Below are 24,175 nucleotides of genomic sequence, written 5' to 3'. Positions count from 1 at the left end.
AGCGGATGCTCAGGTTCATGCCCGTGGGTGACTCGATGACGATCGGGAGCGCGGGTGAACACACCTGGCGCTACCGGCTGTGGCAGCACCTGTGCGGAACGTTCGGCGGCCCGTTCACCTTCACCGGCCCGCGCGAGACGCTCTACGACAAGGCCGCCGAGGCCCCCACCTCGTACGCCTACGCCGACCCGGACTTCCCCCGCGGCCACCTCGCCGGCTGGGGCGAGGGCTGGCACCACCTGACCCCGCTGATCGGCGACGCGGTCCGCACCGCCCGTGCCGACGTCCTGCTGGTCTCCCTCGGCCTGATCGACCTCGGCTTCTACACCAACGCCGAGCAGACCGCGGACAACGTCCGCGCCTTCGTCGCCGGCGCCCGCGCCGCGCGCCCGTCGGTGCGCATGGTGATCATGCCGGTGCTGCACAACATCCGCGCCGACCAGGACGCCCCCTTCGCCGCCCAGGTCGCCCGCTTCAACGACCTGCTCGCGAAGGCGGTCATAGACCTCGGCACCGACGCCTCCCCCCTCCTCCTCGCCGACCCGACCGCCGCCTACGACTTCCACACCGACACCTACGACGGCACCCACCCCAACGAGTCGGGCGAACACCGCATGGCGGCCGCCTTCGCCGACGCGATGTGGCGCGACTGGGACCTGGGCGGCCCCTACGAGCAGGCGTAGCCACCCGGCGAGACGGCCCGGGCAGGACGGCACCGTGTCCTGCTCACCGTGCATATCGTTGTACCGCGCGGTCGCATTCGTCCGTGGGTGCGACGGGGAGGAGCGCCACGATGACCGTCGTCGAAGACAGGATCGCCTTGGCCGACGTCGACTCCGAGCGTCTGGACGAGTGGTTCGAGCGGCTGGAGCGGATGCCCGTCCCCGAGGGATTCAGGGTCGAGATCGTCGGGGGCAACGTCTACCTGACGCCGCAGCGCGACACCCATTGGGCCATCATCTTCCGGATGGCCATGGCCGTCGAAGCGCGGTTCGGCAAGGACGCGAAGGTGTTCTCCGACGTCCGCATCGACTTCCCCGGCCATGAGAACGGCTTCTGCCCCGACGTGGCGGTGCTCGGCGCCGACGCCGAGAAGGACGACCGGGGCCGGTGGCGCCACACGGACGTCCGGTTCGTCTTCGAGGTCATCTCCGAGGGCACGGCCGCCAACGACTACGGCCCGAAGAAGGCCGCGTACGCGACCGCCGGAATCCCCCTGTACGTCATCGCCGACCCCTGCCTGGGGCGCTGCTTCGTCTACACCGACCCCAAGAACGGTGACTACGTCACCCGGACCAGGGTGGACTTCGGCGACGACATCGACCTGACGGGCACCGTGGCCGATCTGACGCTGCCCACGGACGGGTTCCCCCGGGACTGAGCCCCTTGCTTGGAGCGCACTCCAGGACGTTGGGTGGGGAACCATGGAGTACACGCAGCTCGGACGCACGGGACTCAAGGTCAGCCGCCTCGTCCTCGGGACGATGAACTTCGGTCCGCAGACCGACGAGGCCGACAGCCACGCCATCATGGACGCGGCGCTGGACGCCGGCCTGAACTTCTTCGACACGGCCAACGTCTACGGGTGGGGCGAGAACAAGGGCCGCACCGAGTCGATCATCGGCAACTGGTTCGCCCGGGGCGGCGACCGCCGCGACAAGGTCGTCCTCGCCACCAAGGTGTACGGCAACATGGCCGCCGACGGCGAGGCCTGGCCCAACCACGACAAGCTGTCCGCGGTCAACATCCGGCGGGCCGTGGACGCCAGCCTGAAGCGGCTCCAGACCGACTACATCGACCTGTACCAGTTCCACCACATCGACCGCAGCACCCCCTTCGAGGAGATCTGGCAGGCGATCGACGTCCTCATCCAGCAGGGCAAGATCCTCTACGTCGGCTCCTCCAACTTCCCCGGCTACAAGATCGCCCAGGCCAACGAGATCGCCGCCCGGCGCGGCGGCACCATCGGCCTGGTCAGCGAGCAGTGCCTGTACAACCTGGCCGAGCGGCGCGCCGAGATGGAGGTCGTCCCGGCCGCGCAGGAGTACGGCCTCGGTGTCATCCCCTGGTCGCCGCTGCACGGCGGTCTGCTGGGCGGGGTGCTCAAGAAGCAGGCGGAGGGCGGGCGCCGGGCGTCCGGCCGGGCTGCCGACGCGCTCAAGGACACGAAGACACGCGAGCAGATCCAGGCGTACGAGGACCTCCTCGACAAGCACGGCATCGCACCCGGCGAGGCCGCCCTGGCCTGGCTGCTCACCCGGCCCGGCGTGACCGGGCCGATCGTCGGCCCGCGCACCGCGGAGCAGCTCGACTCGGCCCTGCGGGCGGTGGAGCTGGAGCTGAGCGAGGAGCTGCTGGCCTCGCTGGACGAGATCTTCCCGGGCCCGGGGCCCTCACCGGAGGCGTTCGCCTGGTGACATCCGCACGTCGGGGCGCGGGCGGCGGCGCTACTTGCCCAGGGCCGCCGCCAGCGCCACGACGACGAACATCAGCATCAGCGCACCGGCCATGATCCGGTTACGGGTCTTCGGGTCCACGCCTTCGAGACTAACCGGCCGCTCCCAGGGCGTGACGGGCGACCGCCTCGTAACGGGGCTGCTCACCCGGGACGCCCGGCCTCGGCAGGCTGCTGTGGACGAGGGCCAGCTCGGTCACGGTCCAGGCGCGGCCGCGGAAGCCGCCGAGGACGTCAAGGTGGGGCCGGACGTCGAGGGCGGTGCGGCTGCGGGCCAGGGTCAGGTGGGGGCGGTAGCGGCGGTGCTCGCCCATCGGGACGCCGGCCTTGCGGGCCGCGGCCTCGGACCGGTCGGCCAGCAGCCGCAGGGTGCGGAGGTCGCCGTCCACGCCGGCCCACAGCGCCCGGCCCCGGCCGAAGTGGCCGCCGCCGCCGAGCGCCAGCTCGAAGGGTGCGGTGCGGGAGGCGGCCCGTTCCAGACGGGCGTCCAGGTCCGGGACGAGGACGTCGTCGACCTCGCCGTAGAAGGCGAGGGTGAGGTGCCAGCCGGGCCGCCCGGTCCACCGCAGGGCGTCCGCGCCGGGCAGCGCCCGCAGCCGGTCCACCTCGGCGGCCAGCTCGCGGATGACGTCCTCGGGGGGCAGCAGGGCGGCGAAGAGTCTCATGGGGCCAGTTTCGCGGGTGGGCCGGGGCCCCGACGGCTCCAAGGGTCGCTCGGCTGGATCACGCGGGGCTCGCGGGCCCCGGCACCGCGCCTCGCCGTGTTGTCGTCGGTGGTCAGGGCTCCGAAAGACCCTCGGGCCGCCGCCGGGCCGTCTCCCATCCGCGGCCGCCGCCGGGCCGTCTCCCAGCGTCTCCCATCCGCGGCCGCCGCCGGGTCTTCCCCCCGGTCGCGCGGCAGGGAGGGCCGGCCCCGGGCGACCCGGCGCCGGAGGACTTCGGGGAGGGGCGCGGCGCGCCCGGGGCCGGACCCGCGCGCACCCTCCCGGCGGCCCTCCGGCAGGGATCAGGCAGGGATCAGGCAGGGGTCAGGCCGCCACCAGCGTCTTCTCCCGCTCGCGCGGCACGAACCGCACCCTGGGGTGCCCGCCGTGCCAGCCGACGGTGAGGCGCAGGTTGCCGAGCCGGGCCAGGATGAGGCCGATGACGGCCGCGGCGGCCACGGCGATCGCACCGCCCACGGCGAGGCCGATCCGGGCGCCGTAGGTGTCGGTCATCCAGCCGACGATGGGCGCTCCCACGGGGGCGCCGCCGAGGAAGACCATCATGTACAGGGCCATGACGCGGCCCCGGACGGCCGGGTCGGTGGACATCTGGATGCTGGTGTTCGTGGTGACGTTGACCGTCATCGCGAACAGGCCGATGGGGATCATGAGCAGCGCGAACATCCACATCGCCGGTGCCCAGGCGGCCACGATCTCGACGGTGCCGAAGGCGAGCGCGGCGAGGATGAGCAGCCGCAGGCGTGCGGTGCCGCGCCGGGCGGCGAGCAGGGCACCGGCCAGGGAGCCGACGGCCATCAGGATGTTGAAGAGGCTGTAGGCACCCGCGCCGCCCTGGAAGACGTCGTCGGCGAAGGCCGAGAGGTAGACCGGGAAGTTGAAGGCGAAGGTGCCGATGAAGCCGACCAGGACGATCGGCCACACCAGTTCCGGCCGCCCGGCGACGTAGCGCAGGCCCTCCCGGAGCTGGCCCTTGCCGCGCTTGGACGGCGTGGCGGCATGCAGTTCGCGGGAGCGCATCAACAGCAGGCCGGCGATGGGCGCGACGAAGGACAGGCCGTTGAGGAGGAAGGCCCAGCCGGTGCCGACGCCGGTGATCAGCACACCCGCGACGGCGGGGCCGACCAGGCGGGCGGACTGGAAGTTCGCGGAGTTCAGGCTGACCGCGTTCTGCAGCTGGCGGGGGCCGACGAGCTCGGCGACGAAGGACTGGCGGGCCGGGTTGTCGACGACGGTGGCCAGGCCGAGCGCGAACGCGGCGACGTAGATGTGCCAGACCTGGACGCTGTCGGTGAGCGTGAGGACGGCCAGCACCAGGGAGGTGAGCGCCATCGCGGTCTGGGTGACGAGCAGGGTGGGGCGCTTGCGCAGCCGGTCGACGAGGACGCCTCCGTAGAGGCCGAACAGCAGCATCGGCAGGAACTGCAGGGCCGTGGTGATGCCGACGGCGGCGGCGGAGCCGGTGAGGGTGAGCACCAGCCAGTCCTGGGCGATGCGCTGCATCCAGGTGCCGATGTTGGAGACGACCTGGCCGAGGAAGAACAGCCGGTAGTTCCTGACCCTCAACGAGGAGAACATCGAGGACGTGCGGGGGGAGCCGTCGAGGGCGGCCGGGGTGTCGTGGGTGTCTGGTGCGGGGGCGGAAGCTGCTCCGGATCCCGTACTCAAAGGGTTCATCTCCTTGTTGCTACAGCGGGTGCTACAGCGCTTTCTGCGTGGGCGTCGCCGGGGCGGCGGTCTGCCGGTGGGGCCGCGGCGGCGGGCCTACAGGTGTGCGAGTTTCTCCAGCACGGGGGCGGCGGCGCGCAGTTTCGCCCACTCGTCCTCGTCGAGCCCCTCCACCAGCGTGGCCAGGAACGCGTTCCGCCGGCGGCGGCTCTCCGCAAGCATGGCCTCCGCCTGCTCGGTCTGCCGCACGACCTTCTGGCGCCGGTCGTCGGGATGCGGGTCCAGCCGGACCAGACCCTTGCCCTCGAGCAGGGCGACGATGCGGGTCATGGAGGGCGGCTGGACGTGCTCCCTGCGGGCGAGCTCGCCCGGGGTGGCCTGGCCGCAGCGGGCCAGGGTGCCGAGCACCGACATCTCCGTGGGGCTGAGCGACTCGTCGACCCGCTGGTGCTTGAGCCGACGGGACAGCCGCATCACGGCGGAGCGGAGGGAGTTCACGGCGGCTGCGTCGTCGCCATGGCTGAAGTCCGGCATGGTGCTTAGCGTAACTCATTACTCTCGCTAAGGACCATCGGTGAGGCACGGAATCGGCCGTGACTCCGGCCACTACCGTCCCGGATCACTCGTACGAGTGATCAATACGGCGAAGGGGACGCACGGGGGCGAGAAGTGCGGCAACGCTCGTGGCCATGGGGACCGACGTGCTCAGCCTGCGGATCGATCAGGAGCTGCTCGAACGGCTCCGGGAGCATGCCGCCAGACGCGGCATGAGCGTCCAGGACTATGTCGTCCGGACACTCCGACGCGACGACTTCGACCAGCGGTTCCAGACCGCCGTCGAGGAGACGGAGCGGTTCTACGGGGTGACCTGAGACCCCGCAGAACCGCTCACGGCGGCGGTCCGGGTGATCAGGTCAGGCCCAGGGCCGGCATCAGGTAGTAGAAGGCGAACACCGCCGACACCGCGTACATCGCCACCGGTACCTCCCGGCCGCGCCCGGCCGCCAGGCGCAGCACGGAGAAGGTGATGAAGCCCATGCCGATGCCGTTGGTGATCGAGTAGGTGAACGGCATCATCACCATCGTGACGAAGGCCGGGACGGCGATCGTGTAGTCCGCCCAGTCGATCTCCTTGACCGAGCCGGCCAGGATCAGGAAGCCGACCGCGAGCAGCGCCGGCGTGGCCGCCTGGCTCGGGACCATGGTGGCCACCGGCGTGAGGAACAGCGCGACGGCGAACAGCGAGCCGGTGACGACGTTGGCGAAGCCGGTCCGGGCCCCCTCGCCGACCCCGGCCGTGGACTCGACGAAGGCGGTGGTGGCGGAGGAGGAGCTGGCGCCGCCCGCGGCGACCGCGACGCCGTCGATGAACAGGACCTTGTTGATGCCGGGCATGTGGCCGTCGCCGTCGGTCAGCTTCGCCTCGTCGGAGACGCCCATGATCGTGCCCATCGCGTCGAAGAAGCACGACAGCAGCACGGTGAAGACGAAGAGCACGCCGGTCAGCACGCCGACCTTGGCGAAACCGCCGAACAGGCTGACCTCGCCGATCAGGCCGAAGTCGGGGCTGGCCACCGGGTTGCCGGGCCAGGTCGGGTCGGTCAGGCCCCAGGAGGGGATGTCGGCCACGGCGTTGATGATCATCGCGACGACCGTCATGGCGACGATGGAGAGCAGGATCGCGCCGGGCACCTTGCGCACGATCAGCGCGAGCGTGAGCAGCGCGCCGAGGACGAAGACCAGCACCGGCCAGCCGTTCAGGTGACCGCCGACGCCCAGCTGGAGCGGGACGGTGGTCTGGGCTGCGTCCGGGATGCGGGTGATGAAGCCGGAGTCGACCAGGCCGATCAGCATGATGAACAGGCCGATACCGATGGCGATGGCCTTGCGCAGGCCGTACGGGACGGCGTTCATCACGCGTTCCCGCAGCCCGGTGGCGACCAGCAGCATGACGACGAAGCCGGCCAGCACGACCATGCCCATGGCGTCCGGCCAGGACATCCGGGGCGCGAGCTGGAGCGCGACGACCGAGTTGACGCCGAGCCCGGCCGCGAGCGCGATCGGCACGTTGCCGATGACGCCCATCAGCAGGGTGGTGAACGCGGCGGTCAGTGCGGTCGCGGTGACCAGCTGGCCGTTGTCGAGCTGGTGGCCGTACATGTCCTTCGCGCTGCCGAGGATGATCGGGTTCAGCACGATGATGTAGGCCATCGCGAAGAAGGTGGCGAAACCGCCGCGGATCTCGCGGGCGAGGGTGCTGCCGCGCTCGGAGATCTTGAAGTAGCGGTCGAGGGCGCCGTACGCCGGGCCGCCCTCCGGGTGTTCCGGGGTGGGCGCCTTGGCGGGAGCCGACGTGGACATGCGGGACCTCATCACCGGTGGCCTCAAAGCGAGACTCTTTGGCGTTTCCTACGAACAGAAGTGGTCAGAGACAAACCGTTTCAGTATGAACATATAACGGCCGCTCCGCTATCTCCGCGCGTAGACGCACGTGCGCGCTGCGTAGGCGCTGCGTGCGTGCCGCGTGCGTGCCGCGTGCGTGCCGGGTACGCGGACCGCACGCGGACCGGCTGGGGAGAACGACGCCGGAAGCACCCCGCGGACGTGGCACGACGGCCCGCCGCGGCCCCTCGTAGACTGCCCGCATGGAGAAGTGGACCCCCAAGCACGAGGCACCGGAGCCCCTGGAGGGCCCCGTGGTCGCCACCATCGTCGGCGGCACCGTCGTCTGGTTCGTCCTCTTCCTGGTGCAGCTGCCGTTCTACGGCTGGTTCGACGACCGCGACAGCACCTGGTGGCTGTGGACCTGCCTGGCCGGCGGCGGGCTCGGCTTCATCGGCATCTGGTACGTCCGTCGGCGCGACGCCGCGATCAAGCAGGCGCAGGCCGCACGGGACGCAACGGCGGGCGGCGCGGCCCGGGCCGACGGCCGCGCCCCGGCCACCCCGGCCGACTGACGGACGGCCCCGGTCCGGCGCGCTGTTCGGGGGTCCCCTTCGAGGGTCCCGTACGACCACGGCAGGACGCCTCTCCTTCCCAGGTCGGAAGTTGCCGGGGTCCGGTGGGTGAGCCGCCCCGGCCGCACGTAACGTCAGAGGCATGACGCATCTCGACACGGGCGGCCGGATCACGGCGGAGCAGCCCGGCACGGTCACGTCCCGCGTGACCGGACTGACCTCCGCGGAAGTGGCCGAGCGGGTGGCCCGCGGGCAGGTCAACGACGTGCCCGTGCGCAGCAGCCGGTCGATGGCCGAGATCGTGCGGGCCAACGTCTTCACCCGGTTCAACGCGATCATCGGCGTGCTCTGGGTGATCATGCTGATCGTGGCGCCGATCCAGGACAGCCTGTTCGGCTTCGTCATCCTCGCCAACACCGGGATCGGCATCATCCAGGAGTGGCGGGCGAAGAAGACCCTGGACTCGCTGGCGCTGATCGGTGAGGTGCGGCCGACGGTCCGGCGGGACGGGACGGCCGTGGAGGTCAGCACGTCCCAGATCGTGCTCGGCGACCTGATCGAGATCGGTCCGGGCGACAAAGTGGTCGTGGACGGCACGTGCGCGGAGGCGGACGGGCTGGAGATCGACGAGTCGCTGCTCACCGGCGAGGCCGACCCCGTGGTGAAGCAGCCGGGCGACCCGGTCCTGTCCGGCAGTTTCGTGGTCGCGGGCGGCGGCGCCTTCCAGGCGACCAAGGTGGGCCGCGAGGCGTACGCGGCGCAGCTCGCCGAGGAGGCGTCCCGCTTCACGCTGGTCCACTCCGAGCTGCGCTCGGGCATCTCCACGATCCTCAAGTACGTGACGTGGATGATGGTGCCGACCGCGATCGGCCTGATCATCAGTCAGCTGGTGGTGAAGCACAACGAGCTGCGCAACTCCATCGCCCGCACCGTCGGCGGCATCGTCCCGATGGTCCCCGAGGGGCTGGTGCTGCTCACCTCGGTCGCCTTCGCGATCGGTGTGATCCGGCTGGGCCGCAAGCAGTGCCTGGTGCAGGAACTCCCCGCCATCGAGGGTCTCGCCCGGGTCGACACGGTCTGCCTGGACAAGACGGGCACGCTCACCGAGGGCGGCATGGACGTCACCGAGCTGCGGGTGCTCGGCGACGGGGACGAGGCGTATCTGCGGAAGGTGCTGGGCGAGCTGGGGTCGGCGGACCCCCGGCCGAACGCCTCCCTCCAGGCGATCATCGACGCGTACCCGGACACCACCGAGTGGCGGCTGACGGACACGCTGCCGTTCTCCTCCGCCCGCAAGTACAGCGGCGCGGCCTTCGAGGAGGAGCCGGGCGGGCGTCCGGTGACCTGGCTGCTGGGCGCGCCCGACGTGCTGCTGGCGCCCGGCGACCCGGCGCTGGCGGAGACGGTGCGGATGAACGAGCAGGGGCTGCGGGTCCTGCTGCTCGCCCGGGCCCGGGACGGCGTGGACGTCGACGCCCCGGAGGCCGCCGAGGGCGTGCGGCCGGTGGCGCTGGTGGTGCTGGAGCAGCGGCTGCGGCCGGACGCGGCGGACACCCTGCGCTACTTCGCCGAGCAGGACGTCCGCGCCAAGGTCATCTCCGGGGACAACGCGGTGTCGGTCGGCGCGGTCGCCGCCAAGCTGGGCCTGGAGGGGTCGACGGTGGACGCCCGCCGGCTGCCGTCCGACCCGGACGGGATGGCGGGGGCGCTGGACGAGGGCACGGTGTTCGGGCGGGTCACCCCGCAGCAGAAGCGGGAGATGGTGGGCGCGCTCCAGTCGCACGGCCACACGGTCGCCATGACGGGCGACGGGGTGAACGACGTGCTGGCGCTGAAGGACGCGGACATCGGGGTGGCGATGGGCTCCGGCTCGGAGGCCACCCGGGCGGTCGCGCAGATCGTGCTGCTGAACAACAGCTTCGCCACGCTGCCGTCGGTGGTCGCCGAGGGGCGGCGGGTCATCGGCAACATCACCCGGGTCGCCACGCTGTTCCTGGTGAAGACGGTGTACTCGGTGCTGCTGGCGATCCTGGTGGTGTGCTGGCAGGTCGAGTACCCGTTCCTGCCGCGGCACCTGACCCTGCTGTCCACCCTCACCATCGGCGTCCCGGCGTTCTTCCTGGCCCTGGCCCCCAACAAGGAACGGGCCCGGCCGCACTTCGTGCGGCGGGTGATGCGGTACGCGATCCCGGGCGGCGCGCTGGCCGCGCTGGCGACGTTCGCTACGTATCTGATCGCCCGGCACCACTACAGCGGCCCGGACGCGCTCGGCGCGGAGACCAGCGCGGCGACCCTGACGCTGTTCCTGATCTCGATGTGGGTGCTGGCGATCATCGCCCGCCCCTACACCTGGTGGCGGGTCGGTCTGGTCGCGGCCATGGGCGCCGGGTTCCTGCTGGTGCTGGTCGTGCCGTGGCTGCAGGAGTTCTTCGCCCTGAAGCTGGTCGGCATGACGATGCCGTGGACGGCGGTCGGGATCGCCGCGGTGGCGGCGGCGACGCTGGAGTTCCTGTGGCGGTGGGTGGACCGCCGGTTCCCCGCGTAGGGCCGGGCCCACGACGCGCGGTTCCCCGCACAGGGCCGGGCCCACGACGCACGGTTCCCCGCGCAGGAACGGGCCCACGACGCACGGTTCCCCGCGCAGGAACGGGCCCACGACGCACGGTTCCCCGCGTCCCTGGCGGGGACGCGGGGAACCGGGTGGGTGCGCCTGACGCGCGGTGCCGCTACTTCACCGTCTGCCGCACGTCTGCTTCACGCCGTGCTTCACGGTCTACTTCACGTCGATGAAGTCACCCGCGGCCTTGATGGCCGGGGTGGTCGTGGTGCCCGCGAAGTTGTAGCGGTAGTAGCCGTCGACCGTCGCCTTGACCGTGGTCTTCAGCTGACCGGTGGTGCTGGTCTTGATGGTCTTGACGGTGGTGTAGGTGCTGGAGTTCTTCTTGCGGAACTGCAGCTGCACCTTCTGGGTGCTGTAGCCGTGGTACTTGTGCGTCTCCCAGTTGGCCCGGGACAGCTTGCCGGTGACCGTGATGGTCTTGCCCTTCTTCACCGGCTCCGGGGAGGCGTTGACGGTCAGGCGGGAGATGCGCTGGACCTTGGTGGTGCCCATCGCGCCCTGGTCGGAGAACTGCTCGGTGGCGTAGTTCAGCGCCAGCGCGCCCGCCCGCCAGGTGCCGGCGTCGGAGTTGATCAGCTCGTCGTACGCGGGGTAGACGTCGATCTTGCCCTTGCAGGTGGCGGTGGTCGCCGAGGTGGCGGTGCAGGTGGCCGGGTTGTCACCGAGCAGCAGGTTGACCGGCTGCTCGTAGGAGCCCTTGTAGATGTACGGGCCGGTCGCGAAGTCGGCGGACTTGATGTCCACGTCGGCGCCGTGCGTGATCTTGTAGGTGACGGTGGTGGAGACCTTGTTCGTCGTCCCGACCTTGACCGCGGCGGCGATCTTCAGGCCGGAGAAGGAGACGTCCAGGTCACCGATGGCGGCAGCGGCGGCGAAGGCGGACCGCTCGGCCGGGGCGTTCCGGTCCGCCTCCAGCGCGGCGGCGGCAGCCTCCCGGAAGGAGGGGGCGTCGTCGGCCTGCGCCGCCGGAACAGCGAGGGCGGACAGGGCCAGGGCGCCGGAGACGGCGGCCACGGTGGCGCGTATACGCATGCGTTTCCCCTGGTGGAGGAAGGGGGCCCCGGCTCTGGTCGTTTCGTACGGCTCGTCGTCGGCGCGGGGCCCCGAGTGATCGTGGAGCCTGTTGGCTCGCATGATCAGATCTCCAAGTGGGGCCAATGGTTGTACGGAAAGTGAAAAATTTGTAAGCGCGATCGTTTCCGGTCGGTCGAATCAGTCGAACCAGCGGTCCCGCGCCAACTCCTCGGTGCGGGAGGGGTCTTCGAGCAGCGCCGCCACCTCGAACCGGCGCGGCCACTGGCCGGCCGCCCAGGCGAGACCGGCGGCGACCCCCTCCAGGGTGGCCGCGTGCAGGACACCGTCCGGTGCGAGCCGCCAGTCGGTCTCCACGCCGTCCACGACGAGTTCCTCGTGCTCCACGTAGGTGGCCGGGGTGCGCGGGCCGAGCAGCACGCGCACCGGCTCCGGCACCTCGTGCTCGGTGCCGTCGGAGCCGACCCGCCCGGTCACCGACTCGCTGAGCCGCCGCACCTGGAACAGCTCGGCGAGGTCGGCGGCGCGCCCGGGGCGGACCGGCAGCAGCGGCATGCCCGCGGTGAACGGCAGCAGGTCGGGCGCGTCGGCGACGACCGCGTCGGCGGCGTCCACTACCCGTACCTGCCCGTCGACGACGGCCCGCAGCTCGTCCGGCAGGGTCACGTCCTCGGGGTCGAGGTCGGCCAGCGCCCCGTACAGGGCGTGGAGTTGGGCGGCGGTGACCTCCCGGCCGGGGTCGGCGAGCCGGTCGAGGAGTTCGGCGGCGCCGCCGGGTTCGTCGAGCAGCGCGGCGACCGAGGTGCGCACGCCGAGGGCCCGCAGGACCTGCTCGTCCTCGAACCCGGTGGCGTCGGCCTCGTCGTACAGCCCGCGCAGCAGCGGGTCGCCGCCCGCGGCCCGCAGTCCGGCGGGGCGGCGGCCGCCGAGCACCGGGTGCCCGCGCAGCCACCACGCCGTGTAGGGGCGGACGGTCTCGTGGGTGCCGTCGGGCAGCAGGATCCGCACCGGCTGGGTGAGGGCGTCGCGCAGCGGCGGGCGGGCGAGCAGGGCGAGCGCGCGGGGCCACTGGTCGTCGTCGACGAGGTCGAGGTCGCGCACGGCGACGATCTCGGTGGCGACCGGCGGCACCGGGCTGTCGGGGAACCGGTCGAGGACGTCCTCGCACCACACGTCCACGGCGTCCAGCAGCCCGGCGTCGTCGGGCTCGGTGAAGTCGCCGTCGCGGGGTTCGAGTTCGTCGGGGTCGAGGACGACGTCGGTGGCGCGGACGAGCGCGAAGCCGACCAGCACCCCGCAGGCGGCCAGCGGGGCCTCGCCCCACTTCTCGGCCAGTTCGGCGTCCACCGCGGCGAGTTCGCCCGCCCGCATCACGGACGCGAAGGGGCCGCCGGGGAAGACGAGTTCGCAGGCGGGCGACAGTTCGCCGTCCTCGTCGGGCAGGGCGAGGGCGCCGAGCCAGGGCTCGTCACCCGGTTCGAGCCCGGCGTCCCGGACCAGCCGGAGCACGGTGTCGGCGAGCTCCTCGGCGTCCGGGGCGTCGTCCTCCCAGCCGAGGCCGCCGCCGTCGTCGTCGAGGGACGCGGCAACGGCGGCCCGCACCTGCGGGGTGGTCAGGACGGCGCGCGGGCTCGCGGGCAGCGCGCCCAGCTTCTCCAGGAGGGGGTGGGCGGCGTCCGGGTGGGCGACCTTGAGCCCGAGCCGGGTCAGCACCCCCGGCTCGATGCCGGCCACCCCGTCGCCGGGCAGCAGGACCTGACGGGGGCCGATGGCGGTGCGTGCCGCACCGGAGCCGAACCCGCCGGCCGGGTCCCCGGCGAGCGGCACGGGCAGCCCGGACAGCCGGTCCGGGTCGACGCCCGCGAGGCTCTCGTACAGCCGCCGCCACCAGCCGGGCTCCTTCTCCAGCCCGGCGAGCCGGTCGACCGCGTCGCCGAGCGGGATCCGGGCCACGCCGAGCACGCGCAGCTCCGCGCGCCGTTCGAGCCCGGCGGGCAGCAGGGTGGGCAGCACCTCGGCCAGCACCCGGACGGTGTCGGCGCCCGCGCCCTCCACGACCTCCGCGTCCCTCGGCCGCAGCGACTCGGGCAGCCCGGACTCGTCGTCCTCGTCCCGTGCCTCGGCGGCGGGCGGCAGGAAGGAGGTGCGCGGCAGCCGCTCCAGGACGGCCCGGCGCAGGGCGCCGTCCAGCTCGCCCTTGCCGAGCGGCCCGGGCACCAGGTCGAGGATCCCGGCGGTCACCGGCCGCCAGCCGGCGAGCAGCTCGGCGTAGGCGTCGGCGGCGCGCTCCACCAGGAAGTCCGTGAGCGGGCCGGGGGCGGCGTGCCGCCGGGTGGAGTCCAGCGGGAAGGAAGCGATGAGCAGGGCGGGGACCCCGAGGGGTTCCTCGCTGGGCGTCGGCGCGTGCACGACGGGGCTGGTGCGGGGGCGGGCCGGAGAGCCGTCGGCGTCCACCGGCACGGCCCAGGTGACCGACCAGTGCGGCCGCAGCCGCTCCTCGATCGGCCGGTCGGCGAGCAGGTCGGGGGTGAGCGGCCCGTGCGCGGCGACGCTGCGCCAGCGGGTGGTGCCCTCGCGGGAGTCCTCCACGACGGTGAGCGCGCCCTCGGTGCGGCGCCGCAGCGTCCTGGACGGGGCGTCGCCCGCCTCCACGACGATCTCCTCCAGCCCCGGCAGGGCCAGCAGCAGGGCGTCGTCGACGGCGTGCAGCAGCCGTTCGGCGAGGTCGGCGGCGGCCGTGTCGCGCAGGGGGAGGATGACGGCCGTGTCGTAGGGGGCGGGGGCGCTGCCCTCGGCGGCGAAGGGGAGCCGCAGCAGCGGCACGTGCCCGTCCCGGCGGCGGATCTCGTCGCCCAGGGCCTGGCTGGTCCCGGCGGCCTCGTGGGCGAGCCCCCGGGCCTCGGCGAGCGACCAGCGCACACCGCCGTGGCGGCTGACCACGGCGGGTTCGTCGGTGACGGCGAGCACCGCCGCGAATCCGACACCGAACCGGCCCACCGAGCTGTCGGGCGTGTCCCGCTTCGCGGAGGCGCGCAGCGTGGACAGCGATTCCACCCCGGCCGCGTCCAGGGGCGCGCCGGTGTTGGCGGCGACGAGCACCCCGTCCCGCAGGGTGAGCCGGAGCCGTCCCGGCACACCGGCGCGGGCGGCGGCGTCGGCGGCGTTCTGCGCGAGCTCGACGACGAGACGGTCGCGGTAGCCGCCGAGGACGAGGTCCTCCTCGGCGTTCGCGTCCTCCCGGAACCGGGCGGGACTGGCGGCCCAGGCGTCCAGAACACCCCGCCGCAACTGCACCGTGCCGAACGGGTCGGCCCCCTCGGCGGCGGGCCGCACGAACTTGCTCACGTTGACTCTCCTCATCGGGTGACGACGAAGGTACCGCGAGCCGGGTGCCCCGCGTTCCCGGCGACGCCCCTGGTCGGCCCCGGTCCGCCGCCCGCGTTCCGCACCGGACGGCCTGTCGGCCGGGCCGGTGGGGTGGGGCCGGCACGTGTGAGCACCGCGGCACCGACTGCTCGCGGACCGCTCGTCTGAGCGCCGCGCGGACGATGACGCGCCCGCTGTGCACGCAACGCGGACTTGGGTGCCATCCACGTCGCGGGCCCCCGTCGAGGCATCCACGTCGCAGGCCGCCGTCGACAGGGCAGGCCCCCTGCCGGGTGGAGTCGCGTCCACGGCACACCCCGGGCGGCGGCCGCCGCACGCCGTGTCCTGCCCGGGGCGGAGGCCGTGATCCTTCCGGGTGCCACCACCACTCGATCCCCCACCGAACAGCCCGCCGGGCTCGACCGGCTGATGGTCGATTTCCGTCGCAGACCGGAGACCCACGCCACATCCCCGAGCGGCCCGGATCCGGCCCCCGGTGACAAGCGGCACAGGGCCGAGGTGCCGTACTACCCGGAATAGTGGCGAAGCACCCCATGCCAAATCGGACATTTGGTGCGCCGTTCTGATCGATCAGCTTGAAATGGGGGGTTTCACCCCGTGCGACCCCCTCCGTCAAGAGATATGGGTCTCACGCCTGACCTACGGCCTTTCGTCGTAGGTCACACCTTTGCGGCTTTTGACCGGGGGCGGTTACCAAGGAACGGCCACCACGGCGCGGTCCTGTGCACCGGGTGGTTCACCTTTGTCCCCATCCCGTGAGGTTTCGATGTCCCAGCGCGTCACGTCCCGTTCCTTCCGTCCGGCCCGCATCCGTACCCGCGCCGCCGTCCTGGTCGCCGGTTTCGGTGCCTCGGTCGCCCTGGGAGCCGGAGTCGCGACCGCCGCCGCCGACACCACCACGTCCGGCGTCGCCCACGCGGTCCAGGCCCAGGCCGCCGCCCAGGCCAAGGCCGCCCAGGCGAAGAAGGCCGCCGAGGCCAAGAAGGCCGCCCAGGCCGCCAAGGCGGCGAAGGCCGCGAAGGCCGCCGCCAAGAAGAAGGCCGCTTCCTGGGTCGACCCGGTCAAGAAGTACAAGCTGTCGGCCAGCTTCGCCGCGAACGGCGGCATGTGGGCCTCCAAGCACAGCGGCCAGGACTACGCCATTCCCACCGGCACCCCGGTCGTCGCCGCCCACGGCGGCACCGTCGTCAAGGCCGGCCCCAACGGCGGCGGCGACGGCCCCGCCTACGGCAACGCCATCGTCATCAAGCACGGCAACAAGACCTACTCCCAGTACGCCCACCTCTCGAAGGTGAACGTCAAGATCGGCCAGGTCGTCAAGACCGGCCAGAAGATCGCCCTGTCCGGCAACACCGGAAACTCCAGCGGACCCCACCTGCACTTCGAGATCCGCACCACCCCGAACTACGGCTCCGCCGTCGACCCGGTCAAGTTCCTCCGCGCCAAGGGCGTCAACCTCTGACCGACCACGGCACCACCTGACCGCGCCACGCGACCCCGAGGAGCTCTCCTCGGGGTCGTCGCGCGCTCAGCCCTCGGACGCGTACGGGACGAACGCCGTCCACGCGTCCGGCGCGAAGTCGAGGCGGGGGCCGGCGATGTCCTTGGAGTCACGGACGTGGACAGTGCCGGGAGTGAGGGCGAGTTCGACGCAGGACTCGCCGTTGTTGCCACTGCTGTAGCTGCTCTTGAACCACGCCAGCTCGGAGGCGTCCCCGGCAGTGGTCTTGCGGATCATGTTTCCCCCAGCAGGTGCTCGATGAAGGCCAGCGACTCCCGAGGGGAGAGCGCCTGGGCTCGGATCGTCCCATACTGCAGTTCAAGGATGCGCAGCTGTTTCGGGTCCGTCGTCGGCCGCCCGTTGAACTCGCCATCGGCCCGGCCAACCGCCGTCCCATCCGCGAACTTCAGCAACTCGATGGTGCCGTCCGTCCCGGAGTGGGTCTCACAGTTCGTCGGCATCACCTGAAGTACGACGTTGTGCAACCGCCCTACCTCCAACAAGCGTTCGAGCTGCTGACGCCACACCATTGTGCCTCCGATGGGCCGACGCATAACCCCCTCTTCCAGCACGAAACTGAGTGCCGGGGCGGGATCGCGTTCGAAGACAGTGCGCCTGGCGATACGCGCAGCCACCATGCGCTCCACGTCGTCCGGCGAATAGGGCGGCTGAGCGGCCCCGATCACTGCTCGCGCGTGCTCCGGTGTCTGCAACAAGCCATTGATGCTGTTGGACTGGTACACGGCAATCTCGACCGCTGCCGCTTCCAGCTTCCCCAGCGCCCGAACCTTCTTCGGATACCGGACCTTCTTCACGTCCTCCCAGGCCGCCGCGATCAGCCCGCCCGCGTTCAGGACTTCGTCCGCCTTGTCCAGGAACTCCTGGCGGGGGATGCGCTTGCCGCCCTCGATCTTGTACACCATGTCCTCGCCGTAGCCGACGATCCGACCGAACTCGGCGGCCCGCATCCCCGCCGCCTCACGGCGCAGCTTCAGTTGCCGTCCCACCGTGGTGATGACCGCGACGCCCCACTCGTCGTCCGGGTCCACCTCCCAACCCGGTTCGTCCGCCTCTTCCTTGAGCCGACCCGCCTCCGCCTCGACCGCCGTCATGCCGCACCTCTCCCTCGGAACCGTCCGTGACGCACCCCGGCGCCCTACCCGTACCAACCGTCGGCACAGCCACGACAGCACCGGACAACCACCGGACAGTGACCGTACGTACGCACCAAGTGACGCTCCACGGTAGGCAGCTCCGGCCACGCTGGGTGACGTGAATCAGCGAACCGCCGAGCCCGCCGCCCCCGTCCGCAACTTCAGCGTGCAGCTCTCCCCCACGCCACGGGGCGCCCACCAAGCCCGGTGCCTGGGGGCAGCCCAACTGCGGTCCTGGGGCCTGCCCGTGGACCCCGCCCGCCAGATCATCGCCGAGCTGGCCGTCAACGCGACGACCCACGGCCGCGTCCCGGGACGGGACTTCCGGCTCACGCTCTACGTCGTGGGCGGCACCCTCCGCATCGAGGTCACCGACACCCGCGGTGACCGGCTCCCCCAGCCGCAACCGCCCACCCCCAAGGCCGAGTCCGGCCGGGGCCTGCTCCTCGTCGACGCCCTCGCGGACCGCTGGGGCGTGACCGAGGGCCGCTTCCCGCGCAAGACCGTCTGGGCCGAACTACGGCTCACGGCACCGGAACCCGGGATCTGAAGCTCCGGTGCCGTCGGCGCCTTCCAGAACAAAGAACGGGGGAGAAAGAACCCCACCAAGCCCCACCCCTCCCGCCCGGGGGCGCGCCATCACCCGGGTGGGTGAACATCACCGGCTCAGCTGGATTTCGGGCCCCTCAGCTCCTCTACGCTCAGCCCACGGACATCCCGAAAACGATTTCGGCCCCCGCTCGGGACTGGCATCCCGTTGCGAGGGCCTGACCATCAAGAAGCGAACGAAGGAATTCTCCTCGATGGGTACCCAAAACCCTAGCGCGCCCCCGCGCGCCCAGTCAGCCGCAGAGCGCAATCCGACCCGCCCGCGTCACCGCACCGGCGGCGTCATCCACGAGAACAGCCGCCACACCACCCGCTTCGTGGTGATCGGCAACCACCTCGTCCAGCACACCGAACTGTCGCTGCTGGCGATCGGCCTCGGCTGCCACATCCAGTCGCTCCCCGCCGGCGCCCCCATCGACATCAAGAGCCTCACCGCACGCTTCGCCGAAGGCACCACCCGCATCGCCTCCGCCCTGCGCGAATTGGAAGCCCACGGCTACCTGCGCCGCGAACGCCACCGCACCGCCAACGGGCGCATCGTGACCCGCACGATCTCCTGCAACCAGCCCGCCCACCGGCGGCAACCGGCCGACACCGGCTGCCCCGACCCGCAACCCCGGCCACCGGCGAAGCGCCCACCGCAGCCGCCCCGCCCGCGTCCGCGCAAGGCCCTCCCCGCCGTGCCCCGGCCCGCGTTCCCCGCCGCCGCCCTGCTCCAGCAGGCCACCGACCTGCTCACCGGCCTGCGCCGCCACGACCCCCGCCTGCTGCTCTCCGCCGCCGACACGGAGCACCTGGCCCCCGGCGTCGCCACCTGGCTGGAACGCGAGGCCACCCCCGCCGCCGTACGCCTGGCCCTCACCGCCGACCTGCCGTACGAACCCCTCACCCGCCCCGCCGCCCTCCTCGCCCACCGCCTCACCGCCGCCCTGCCCGCTGCACCTCCCTGCCGCCCGTCGGCCGACCCACCCCCCGTACGGCACCCCCTCCGCAACTGCGACGGCTGCGACCACGCCTTCCGCGGCCCAGCGACCGAGACACGCTGCCGGGACTGCCGCGCGTCCAAGGCCACTCATCCGAATCACTGAGGAACCCCATGGTCAGCCCGCCTCATGAGGCGATGCACCGCATCTTCCAGCACGACCCCGGCCTGTTCAGCCGCGTCTCGCGCTTCCTGGGCGTGGAGATCCCCAGGCCCGTCAGGGCCGCGGCCCTTCCGACCGACCTCACGGAGACCAGTCCGGTGGAACGCCGGGTCGATACGCTCCTGCGGTTCGACACCGCTAAACAGGGCGCTTTCCTCCTCGCCATCGAGGCCCAGGGCAAGCGGGACCCGACAAGCCGGCGAGCTGGGCCTACTACACCGCCTACCTGTGGACGAAGTACCGGCTGCCCACCGCACTCCTGGTCGTCTGCCAGGACCACACGACGGCCAAGTGGGCCCAACGGGCGGTCAGCAGCGGGCCTCCCCAGCTGCCCACCCTCACCCTGCGGCCCGTGGTCGCGGGACCGCACAACATGCCGGTGATCACCGACCCGGAAGAGGCACGCGCGGACCTTGTCCTCGCCAGCCTGGCAGCGATCACACATGCCGCCGGACCGGCGGTCAATGCGATACTGAAGGCGCTGTCCACCGCACTGCGCGACGTACCCGAAGACATTGCTGACCCCATCGTCGAATTCACCGCACAGGGCCTTGGGAAGCACCCGGCGAAGCACCTCTGGAGGAATCTGGTGGCCGTGGACCTCTCCTTCTACAAGTCCTACCTCGTCGAAGAGATCCGGGAAGAAGCCCGAGCGGAGGCGCGAGCGGAGGCCAGTGCCGAGAGCGAGAGGCGGCGCGCCGCCGAGGACGTCCTCACCGTCCTCGCGGAACGCGGCCTCGACGTCTCCGACCAGGCCCGTGAGCGCATCAACGGCTGCGACGCCCCCCACACCCTCAGCCGCTGGCTCCGGCGGGCCGTCACCGCACCGACGACAGAGGCGATCTTCGACCCGGACGAGTGAACGAAGCCCCGGGCGGGCGGCCCTGCCGTGGGCCGGGCCGCCCCGTGGGTCAGGAGTGCCCCAGCTCCGCCGACGCCTCGTCCTCCGTCGCCGGGACCGAGCCGGAGTCCGGGGCCGGGCGGAGGGGGAAGGGGTCGACGCGGGTCTCGTCGATGACCGGGGAGGCCGGCTTCGGCGGGGTCGGCATGACCGCGGCCTCGGAGTGGCCGCCGCAGCCGTAGCCGAGGGAGACCACGCGGCCGTCGGCCGGGGAGAACTCGTTGGCACAGATGCCGAACGCCTGGCCGAGGGAGCCGCCGATCGGAGCGAGGAAGCCGCAGGAGACACAGGCCGCGGGGGCCGCCTGGGCCATCGGGGTCTTCGCACCGAACGCCTCCTCCCAGCGGTCGGCGGCGGCGTGCAGGCCGTAGCGGGACAGGACCCGGGCGCGGCGCATGCCCAGCTCGTCGGCGACCGACGCGATGGAGCCCCGCGAGGGGGGCGTGGCCAGCTCGGCGGGCCTGCCGCCGGTGACCTCGGCGTCCTCGGCGTCGACCAGGTCGGCCAGCTCGCGGGAGAGGACGGAGTTGGGCGGCGGCTCGTCCTCGCCGGACCAGCCGGGCTCCAGGCGCAGGTCGTCGGCGTCGGTGGGCAGGAGGTCGCCGGGGCCCATGTCTCCGGGGCGCAGCCGCTCGCTCCACGGCACCCATTCGGGGGCGAGGATCGCGTCGGGGCCGGGCAGCAGGGCCGTCTCGTCGACGGTGACGATCTTGGCGCGGGAGGCGCGGGCGACGGTGACGGCCCAGCGCCAGCCGCGGTAGCCGAGCTCGCGGCAGCCGAAGAAGTGCGTGACGACGCGGTCCCCCTCGGAGACCATCCCCTCGTGTTCGCCGACCACACCGGGCGCAGCGGCTTCCTCGGCTGCGGCGCGGGCGAGGTCGACGGCCTCGGCGCACAGACGGTCGGGGGTGCGGCTTCGCGTTGTCGCTGCGCTCACAGGTATCGCTTCTCTCCTACGCCGTCTCACGAGTGCGCCACTCCCATGCGCGGGGGCGGACGGAGCGGACCGCAGGACCGCGTCGACGTCCGCGCCGGATCGTGCTCGGGCGCGCCTCCATCCATTCTGCGGGATGGCTGAGATAGGCACGCTACCTTCTCGCGTGCCGTGGGCCTACACCGACGGTTGTTCCGGGGTTCCGCGCGCCGGGTTTCCCGCCGGGACGGACGCCGGTTGCGCCGGACAGCCGCACGGCGTGCCCGCGCCGGGCCGGTCGGCCGGAGTCGTAGCACTATCCCTCGCCTTCTCGGGGCACTATGGCGTGGTGGCTACCGCGAAATCACCCCACGGCGCCACCGGGATCGGTGGGGCGAAGGGAACCAAGGGCAACGGCCGACGTGTCGGCACGGGCCGCACGGGCGGCGGTGCTCGCGCGTTCGGCCGCGCGCTGCGTTTCCCGGTGACCGGAACCGCGCGGGGCATCCGCCGGGCCACACACGCGCACGGAGCCGGCGAGTCCGGTCTCGGCAAGCTGATCGAGCTGCACGGGGTGAACGGCGCCGGGGACGTGATGATCACGGTGGCGCTGGCGTCGACCGTGTTCTTCTCGGTGCCGACGGACGAGGCCCGCGGGCGGGTCGCGCTGTACCTGGCGATCACCATGGCCCCGTTCACCCTGCTCGCTCCGGTGGTCGGTCCGCTGCTGGACCGCGTCCCGCACGGCCGCCGCGCCGCGATGGCGGGCGCGATGCTCGCGCGGGCGCTGCTCGCGCTGGTGCTGTCGGGTGCGGTGGTCACCGGCGGGCTGGAGCTGTATCCGGCCGCGCTCGGCGTGCTGGTCTCGTCGAAGGCGTACGGGGTGGTGCGCAGTGCGGTGGTGCCGCGGCTGCTGCCACCCAAGTTCTCCCTGGTCAAGGCGAACTCGCGGGTCACGCTGGGCGGACTGCTGGCCACCGGGGTGGCGGCGCCGATCGGTGCCGGGCTTCAGCAGATCGGGCCGCGCTGGCCGCTCTACGGGGCGTTCGCGCTGTTCGTGACGGGCATGTTCCTGTCCTTCCGGCTGCCGTCGAAGGTGGACTCGGCGAAGGGGGAGGACGTGGCGCTGCTCGCCTCCGACGAGCGGCACCTGCACGGGCCGCACCGCAGGCCGGTGAAGCGTCCCGGGCTGCGCACCGTCGGACCGGCCGTCACCCACGCGCTGGCCGCCAACACCGCGATCCGCTGCCTGACCGGCTTCCTGATCTTCTTCCTCGCCTTCCTGCTGCGCGAGCACCCGATGACCGGGCAGAGCGCGGCGGTGTCCCTGGGCATCGTCGGCGTCGCGGCGGGCACGGGCAACGCGCTCGGCACGGCGGTGGGGGCCTGGCTGCGCTCCCGCGCCCCGGAGATCATCATCGTGACGGTGGTGGCGTGCGTGGCGGGCGCGGCGATCGTGGCGGCCGTGTTCTTCGGGGCCGCCCTGGTGGCCTGTCTGGCGGCGGTCGCCGGGTTCGCGCAGGCCCTGGCGAAGCTGTCGCTGGACGCACTGATCCAGCGGGACGTGCCGGAACTGGTGCGCACCTCGGCGTTCGCCCGTTCGGAGACGCTGCTGCAGATGGCGTGGGTGCTGGGCGGGGCGATCGGCATCGCGATGCCGCTGATCGGGCCGCTGGGCCTGGCCGTGGGGGCGGGCATCGTCGCGACGGGCTGGCTGCTGACCGTGCGCGCCCTGCTCACGTCGGCCCGGCACGGGGGCGCGGCACGTCCGCGAGTGGCGTAACGCCCCGGCCACGCCGGACCCCACGTGGGAGGTGGGCGGGGCCCGCCCGATAGCCTTTCCGCCATGACCACGTTGCCCCGCGGCGCAGCCGCCCAGAGCCACCGCGCTGTGCGACGCCGCCGCGTCGCCGCCGCCGCCGGCGTCGTATCCGCCGGACTGCTCGTCCTGTCCGCCTGTGACAAGCCGACGGCGCTGTCCACGATCACCGTCGGCAGCTCGTCCGTGAGCTCCGAGGCCGCCTGCGGCGGCGAGGGCGAGGCCCTGAAGGCGGCCGACCTCACGAAGTGCCTCAAGGACAAGGACGTCAAGAGCATCACGGTCGACCCCGACGAGACCGTGCGCTTCGGTGTCGACCCGGACGTCGCCGACAACGGCTGGACGATCCTGATGAACGGTCAGCCGCTGACCGACTCCAGCACCAAGACCTACCGCACCATCCCGGGCAGCGTGTTCTTCAACGCCCAGTACGGCGCCCAGGGCGACTCCACCCTGGTGTCGATCAAGGAGGGCGAGGACGAGACGACCGGGCTGTGGTCCTTCCGGCTGAAGAAGGACGCCTGATCACGTCCCCCGTACGGATCCTCGTGGCCACCGCCGTCCCCGCCGAGCGGGACGCGGTGGCCCGGGCGTTCCCGGGGCCGGTGCGCGGGACGCCGGTGCCCGGCGCGGCCGTGCACGCGGTCGGCGGCGGCCCGGACCTGCTCGCGGCCGGAGTCGGCCCGGCCCTGGCGGCCGCCTCGACGGCCGCCGCGCTGACCGCCGCCGCGCTGGCCGGCCGCCCCTACGGTCTCGTCGTGTCCGCCGGGATCGCCGGCGGTTTCCCGCCGCACGCGCCGCTCGGCGCGCTGGTCGTCGCCGACGAGATCACCGCGGCCGACCTGGGCGCCGAGACGGCCGACGGTTTCCTGCCGGTCACCGACCTCGGTTTCGGCACCGTCACCCACCGCCCGCCCGAGTCCCTGGTGCGGGCCGCTGCCGCCGCGGCCGGCGCGCAGGCCGGCACGGTGCTCACCGTGTCCACGGTGACCGGCACCGCCGCCCGCGCCGAGGCGCTCAGGGCCCGGCATCCGCGGGCGCTGGCGGAGGCGATGGAGGGCTTCGGGGTCGCCGAGGCCGCCGCCGCGCAGGGCGTGCCGGTGCTGGAGGTGCGGGCGGTGTCGAACCCCGTCGGTCCCCGCGACCGCGCCGCCTGGCGCATCGGGGAGGCCCTGACCGCGCTGACCGAGGGCTTCGGGAAGCTGGGACCCGTCCTGGAGAGTTGGAACCCGCATGAGCAATCCGCAGGAGAACCATGAGGAACCCGCATGAGGAACCGGCATGAGGAACCC

21 protein-coding genes and 1 pseudogene are annotated in these 24,175 nt (G+C 72.4%); 13 read left to right on the top strand and 9 right to left on the bottom strand.

The window, feature by feature from the left end:
- Positions 1-5 precede the first annotated feature (5 nt).
- The 3 genes from ACIRPP_RS07000 to ACIRPP_RS06990 all read left to right on the top strand — a co-directional run bounded on the left by ACIRPP_RS07000 (position 6) and on the right by ACIRPP_RS06990 (position 2,417).
- Complete coding sequence (locus ACIRPP_RS07000) at positions 6-683, top strand: GDSL-type esterase/lipase family protein (protein WP_403638631.1); 678 nt, start codon at positions 6-8, stop codon at positions 681-683.
- Positions 684-793: 110 nt separating this feature from the next.
- A complete protein-coding gene (locus ACIRPP_RS06995; RefSeq protein WP_403638630.1) occupies positions 794-1,381 on the top strand; it encodes a Uma2 family endonuclease in 588 nt (195 codons plus the stop codon).
- A 43-nt stretch (positions 1,382-1,424) separates the two neighbouring features.
- Positions 1,425-2,417: an aldo/keto reductase gene (locus tag ACIRPP_RS06990; protein ID WP_403638628.1), complete on the top strand. Its 993-nt coding sequence runs from the start codon at positions 1,425-1,427 to the stop codon at positions 2,415-2,417.
- Positions 2,418-2,547: 130 nt separating this feature from the next.
- On the opposite strand, the gene thpR is transcribed toward ACIRPP_RS06990, so the two are convergent.
- From thpR to ACIRPP_RS06975, 3 genes are all read right to left on the bottom strand, one after another.
- Positions 2,548-3,120, bottom strand: coding sequence for an RNA 2',3'-cyclic phosphodiesterase (thpR, locus tag ACIRPP_RS06985; RefSeq protein WP_403638626.1), 573 nt, complete (start codon positions 3,118-3,120; stop codon positions 2,548-2,550).
- 363 nt (positions 3,121-3,483) lie between these two features.
- Positions 3,484-4,845 carry an MFS transporter gene (locus ACIRPP_RS06980; RefSeq protein ID WP_403638624.1) on the bottom strand — a complete coding sequence of 454 codons (1,362 nt, stop codon included), beginning with the start codon at positions 4,843-4,845 and terminating at the stop codon, positions 3,484-3,486.
- A 96-nt stretch (positions 4,846-4,941) separates the two neighbouring features.
- Positions 4,942-5,379, bottom strand: coding sequence for a MarR family winged helix-turn-helix transcriptional regulator (locus ACIRPP_RS06975; protein WP_403638622.1), 438 nt, complete (start codon positions 5,377-5,379; stop codon positions 4,942-4,944).
- A 155-nt stretch (positions 5,380-5,534) separates the two neighbouring features.
- Here ACIRPP_RS06975 and ACIRPP_RS06970 point away from each other — a divergent pair, with 155 nt between their 5' ends.
- A complete protein-coding gene (locus ACIRPP_RS06970; protein WP_403638620.1) occupies positions 5,535-5,717 on the top strand; it encodes a ribbon-helix-helix protein, CopG family in 183 nt (60 codons plus the stop codon).
- A gap of 37 nt (positions 5,718-5,754) precedes the next feature.
- On the opposite strand, the gene ACIRPP_RS06965 is transcribed toward ACIRPP_RS06970, so the two are convergent.
- Entirely contained in the window at positions 5,755-7,206 is a 1,452-nt protein-coding gene (locus ACIRPP_RS06965; RefSeq protein ID WP_403638618.1) for an NCS2 family permease, read from the bottom strand.
- Positions 7,207-7,490: 284 nt separating this feature from the next.
- Between ACIRPP_RS06965 and ACIRPP_RS06960 the strand changes: the two genes are divergently transcribed.
- Together ACIRPP_RS06960 and ACIRPP_RS06955 are read left to right on the top strand one after the other, a co-directional pair.
- A complete protein-coding gene (locus ACIRPP_RS06960) occupies positions 7,491-7,802 on the top strand; it encodes a DUF2530 domain-containing protein (RefSeq protein WP_403638616.1) in 312 nt (103 codons plus the stop codon).
- A 142-nt stretch (positions 7,803-7,944) separates the two neighbouring features.
- Positions 7,945-10,347: an HAD-IC family P-type ATPase gene (locus ACIRPP_RS06955; protein WP_403638614.1), complete on the top strand. Its 2,403-nt coding sequence runs from the start codon at positions 7,945-7,947 to the stop codon at positions 10,345-10,347.
- Positions 10,348-10,575: 228 nt separating this feature from the next.
- Here ACIRPP_RS06955 and ACIRPP_RS06950 read toward each other — a convergent pair whose 3' ends face one another.
- A complete protein-coding gene (locus ACIRPP_RS06950) occupies positions 10,576-11,454 on the bottom strand; it encodes a hypothetical protein (protein ID WP_403638612.1) in 879 nt (292 codons plus the stop codon).
- Positions 11,455-11,634: 180 nt separating this feature from the next.
- Positions 11,635-14,814: a sacsin N-terminal ATP-binding-like domain-containing protein gene (locus ACIRPP_RS06945; RefSeq protein WP_403638611.1), complete on the bottom strand. Its 3,180-nt coding sequence runs from the start codon at positions 14,812-14,814 to the stop codon at positions 11,635-11,637.
- 793 nt (positions 14,815-15,607) lie between these two features.
- Between ACIRPP_RS06945 and ACIRPP_RS06940 the strand changes: the two genes are divergently transcribed.
- Positions 15,608-16,303, top strand: a complete 696-nt coding sequence (locus tag ACIRPP_RS06940) for a M23 family metallopeptidase (RefSeq protein WP_403638609.1) — start codon at positions 15,608-15,610, stop codon at positions 16,301-16,303.
- 66 nt (positions 16,304-16,369) lie between these two features.
- Here the strand turns inward: ACIRPP_RS06940 and ACIRPP_RS06935 are convergent, their stop codons facing one another.
- Positions 16,370-16,579 (bottom strand): DUF397 domain-containing protein, encoded by a 210-nt coding sequence (locus ACIRPP_RS06935; protein WP_403638607.1) that lies wholly within the window; start codon positions 16,577-16,579, stop codon positions 16,370-16,372.
- Positions 16,576-17,454 carry a helix-turn-helix transcriptional regulator gene (locus tag ACIRPP_RS06930; RefSeq protein ID WP_403638605.1) on the bottom strand — a complete coding sequence of 293 codons (879 nt, stop codon included), beginning with the start codon at positions 17,452-17,454 and terminating at the stop codon, positions 16,576-16,578. The genes ACIRPP_RS06935 and ACIRPP_RS06930 overlap by 4 nt, the downstream gene beginning before the upstream one ends.
- 160 nt (positions 17,455-17,614) lie before the next feature.
- Here ACIRPP_RS06930 and ACIRPP_RS06925 point away from each other — a divergent pair, with 160 nt between their 5' ends.
- From ACIRPP_RS06925 to ACIRPP_RS06915, 3 genes and pseudogenes are all read left to right on the top strand, one after another.
- A complete protein-coding gene (locus tag ACIRPP_RS06925) occupies positions 17,615-18,046 on the top strand; it encodes an ATP-binding protein (RefSeq protein WP_403638603.1) in 432 nt (143 codons plus the stop codon).
- Between the two features lie 253 nt (positions 18,047-18,299).
- Positions 18,300-19,193, top strand: a complete 894-nt coding sequence (locus ACIRPP_RS06920; RefSeq protein WP_403638601.1) for a helix-turn-helix domain-containing protein — start codon at positions 18,300-18,302, stop codon at positions 19,191-19,193.
- Positions 19,194-19,201: 8 nt separating this feature from the next.
- A pseudogene (locus tag ACIRPP_RS06915) lies at positions 19,202-20,112 on the top strand (hypothetical protein).
- 49 nt (positions 20,113-20,161) lie between these two features.
- On the opposite strand, the gene ACIRPP_RS06910 reads toward ACIRPP_RS06915, so the two are convergent.
- Positions 20,162-21,088: a DUF3027 domain-containing protein gene (locus ACIRPP_RS06910; RefSeq protein WP_403638599.1), complete on the bottom strand. Its 927-nt coding sequence runs from the start codon at positions 21,086-21,088 to the stop codon at positions 20,162-20,164.
- A 325-nt stretch (positions 21,089-21,413) separates the two neighbouring features.
- Between ACIRPP_RS06910 and ACIRPP_RS06905 the strand changes: the two genes are divergently transcribed.
- From ACIRPP_RS06905 to ACIRPP_RS06895, 3 genes are all read left to right on the top strand, one after another.
- Positions 21,414-22,847: an MFS transporter gene (locus ACIRPP_RS06905; RefSeq protein WP_403638597.1), complete on the top strand. Its 1,434-nt coding sequence runs from the start codon at positions 21,414-21,416 to the stop codon at positions 22,845-22,847.
- A 63-nt stretch (positions 22,848-22,910) separates the two neighbouring features.
- Positions 22,911-23,408: a DUF2771 domain-containing protein gene (locus tag ACIRPP_RS06900; protein ID WP_403638595.1), complete on the top strand. Its 498-nt coding sequence runs from the start codon at positions 22,911-22,913 to the stop codon at positions 23,406-23,408.
- A 23-nt stretch (positions 23,409-23,431) separates the two neighbouring features.
- Positions 23,432-24,142, top strand: a complete 711-nt coding sequence (locus ACIRPP_RS06895; RefSeq protein WP_403638593.1) for a futalosine hydrolase — start codon at positions 23,432-23,434, stop codon at positions 24,140-24,142.
- The last annotated feature ends 33 nt before the right edge of the window (positions 24,143-24,175 follow it).

Source organism: Streptomyces sp. NPDC101219 (genome assembly GCF_044767675.1).
Lineage (GTDB): Bacteria > Actinomycetota > Actinomycetes > Streptomycetales > Streptomycetaceae > Streptomyces.
This window is presented reverse-complemented; position numbering and strand designations above follow the sequence as displayed.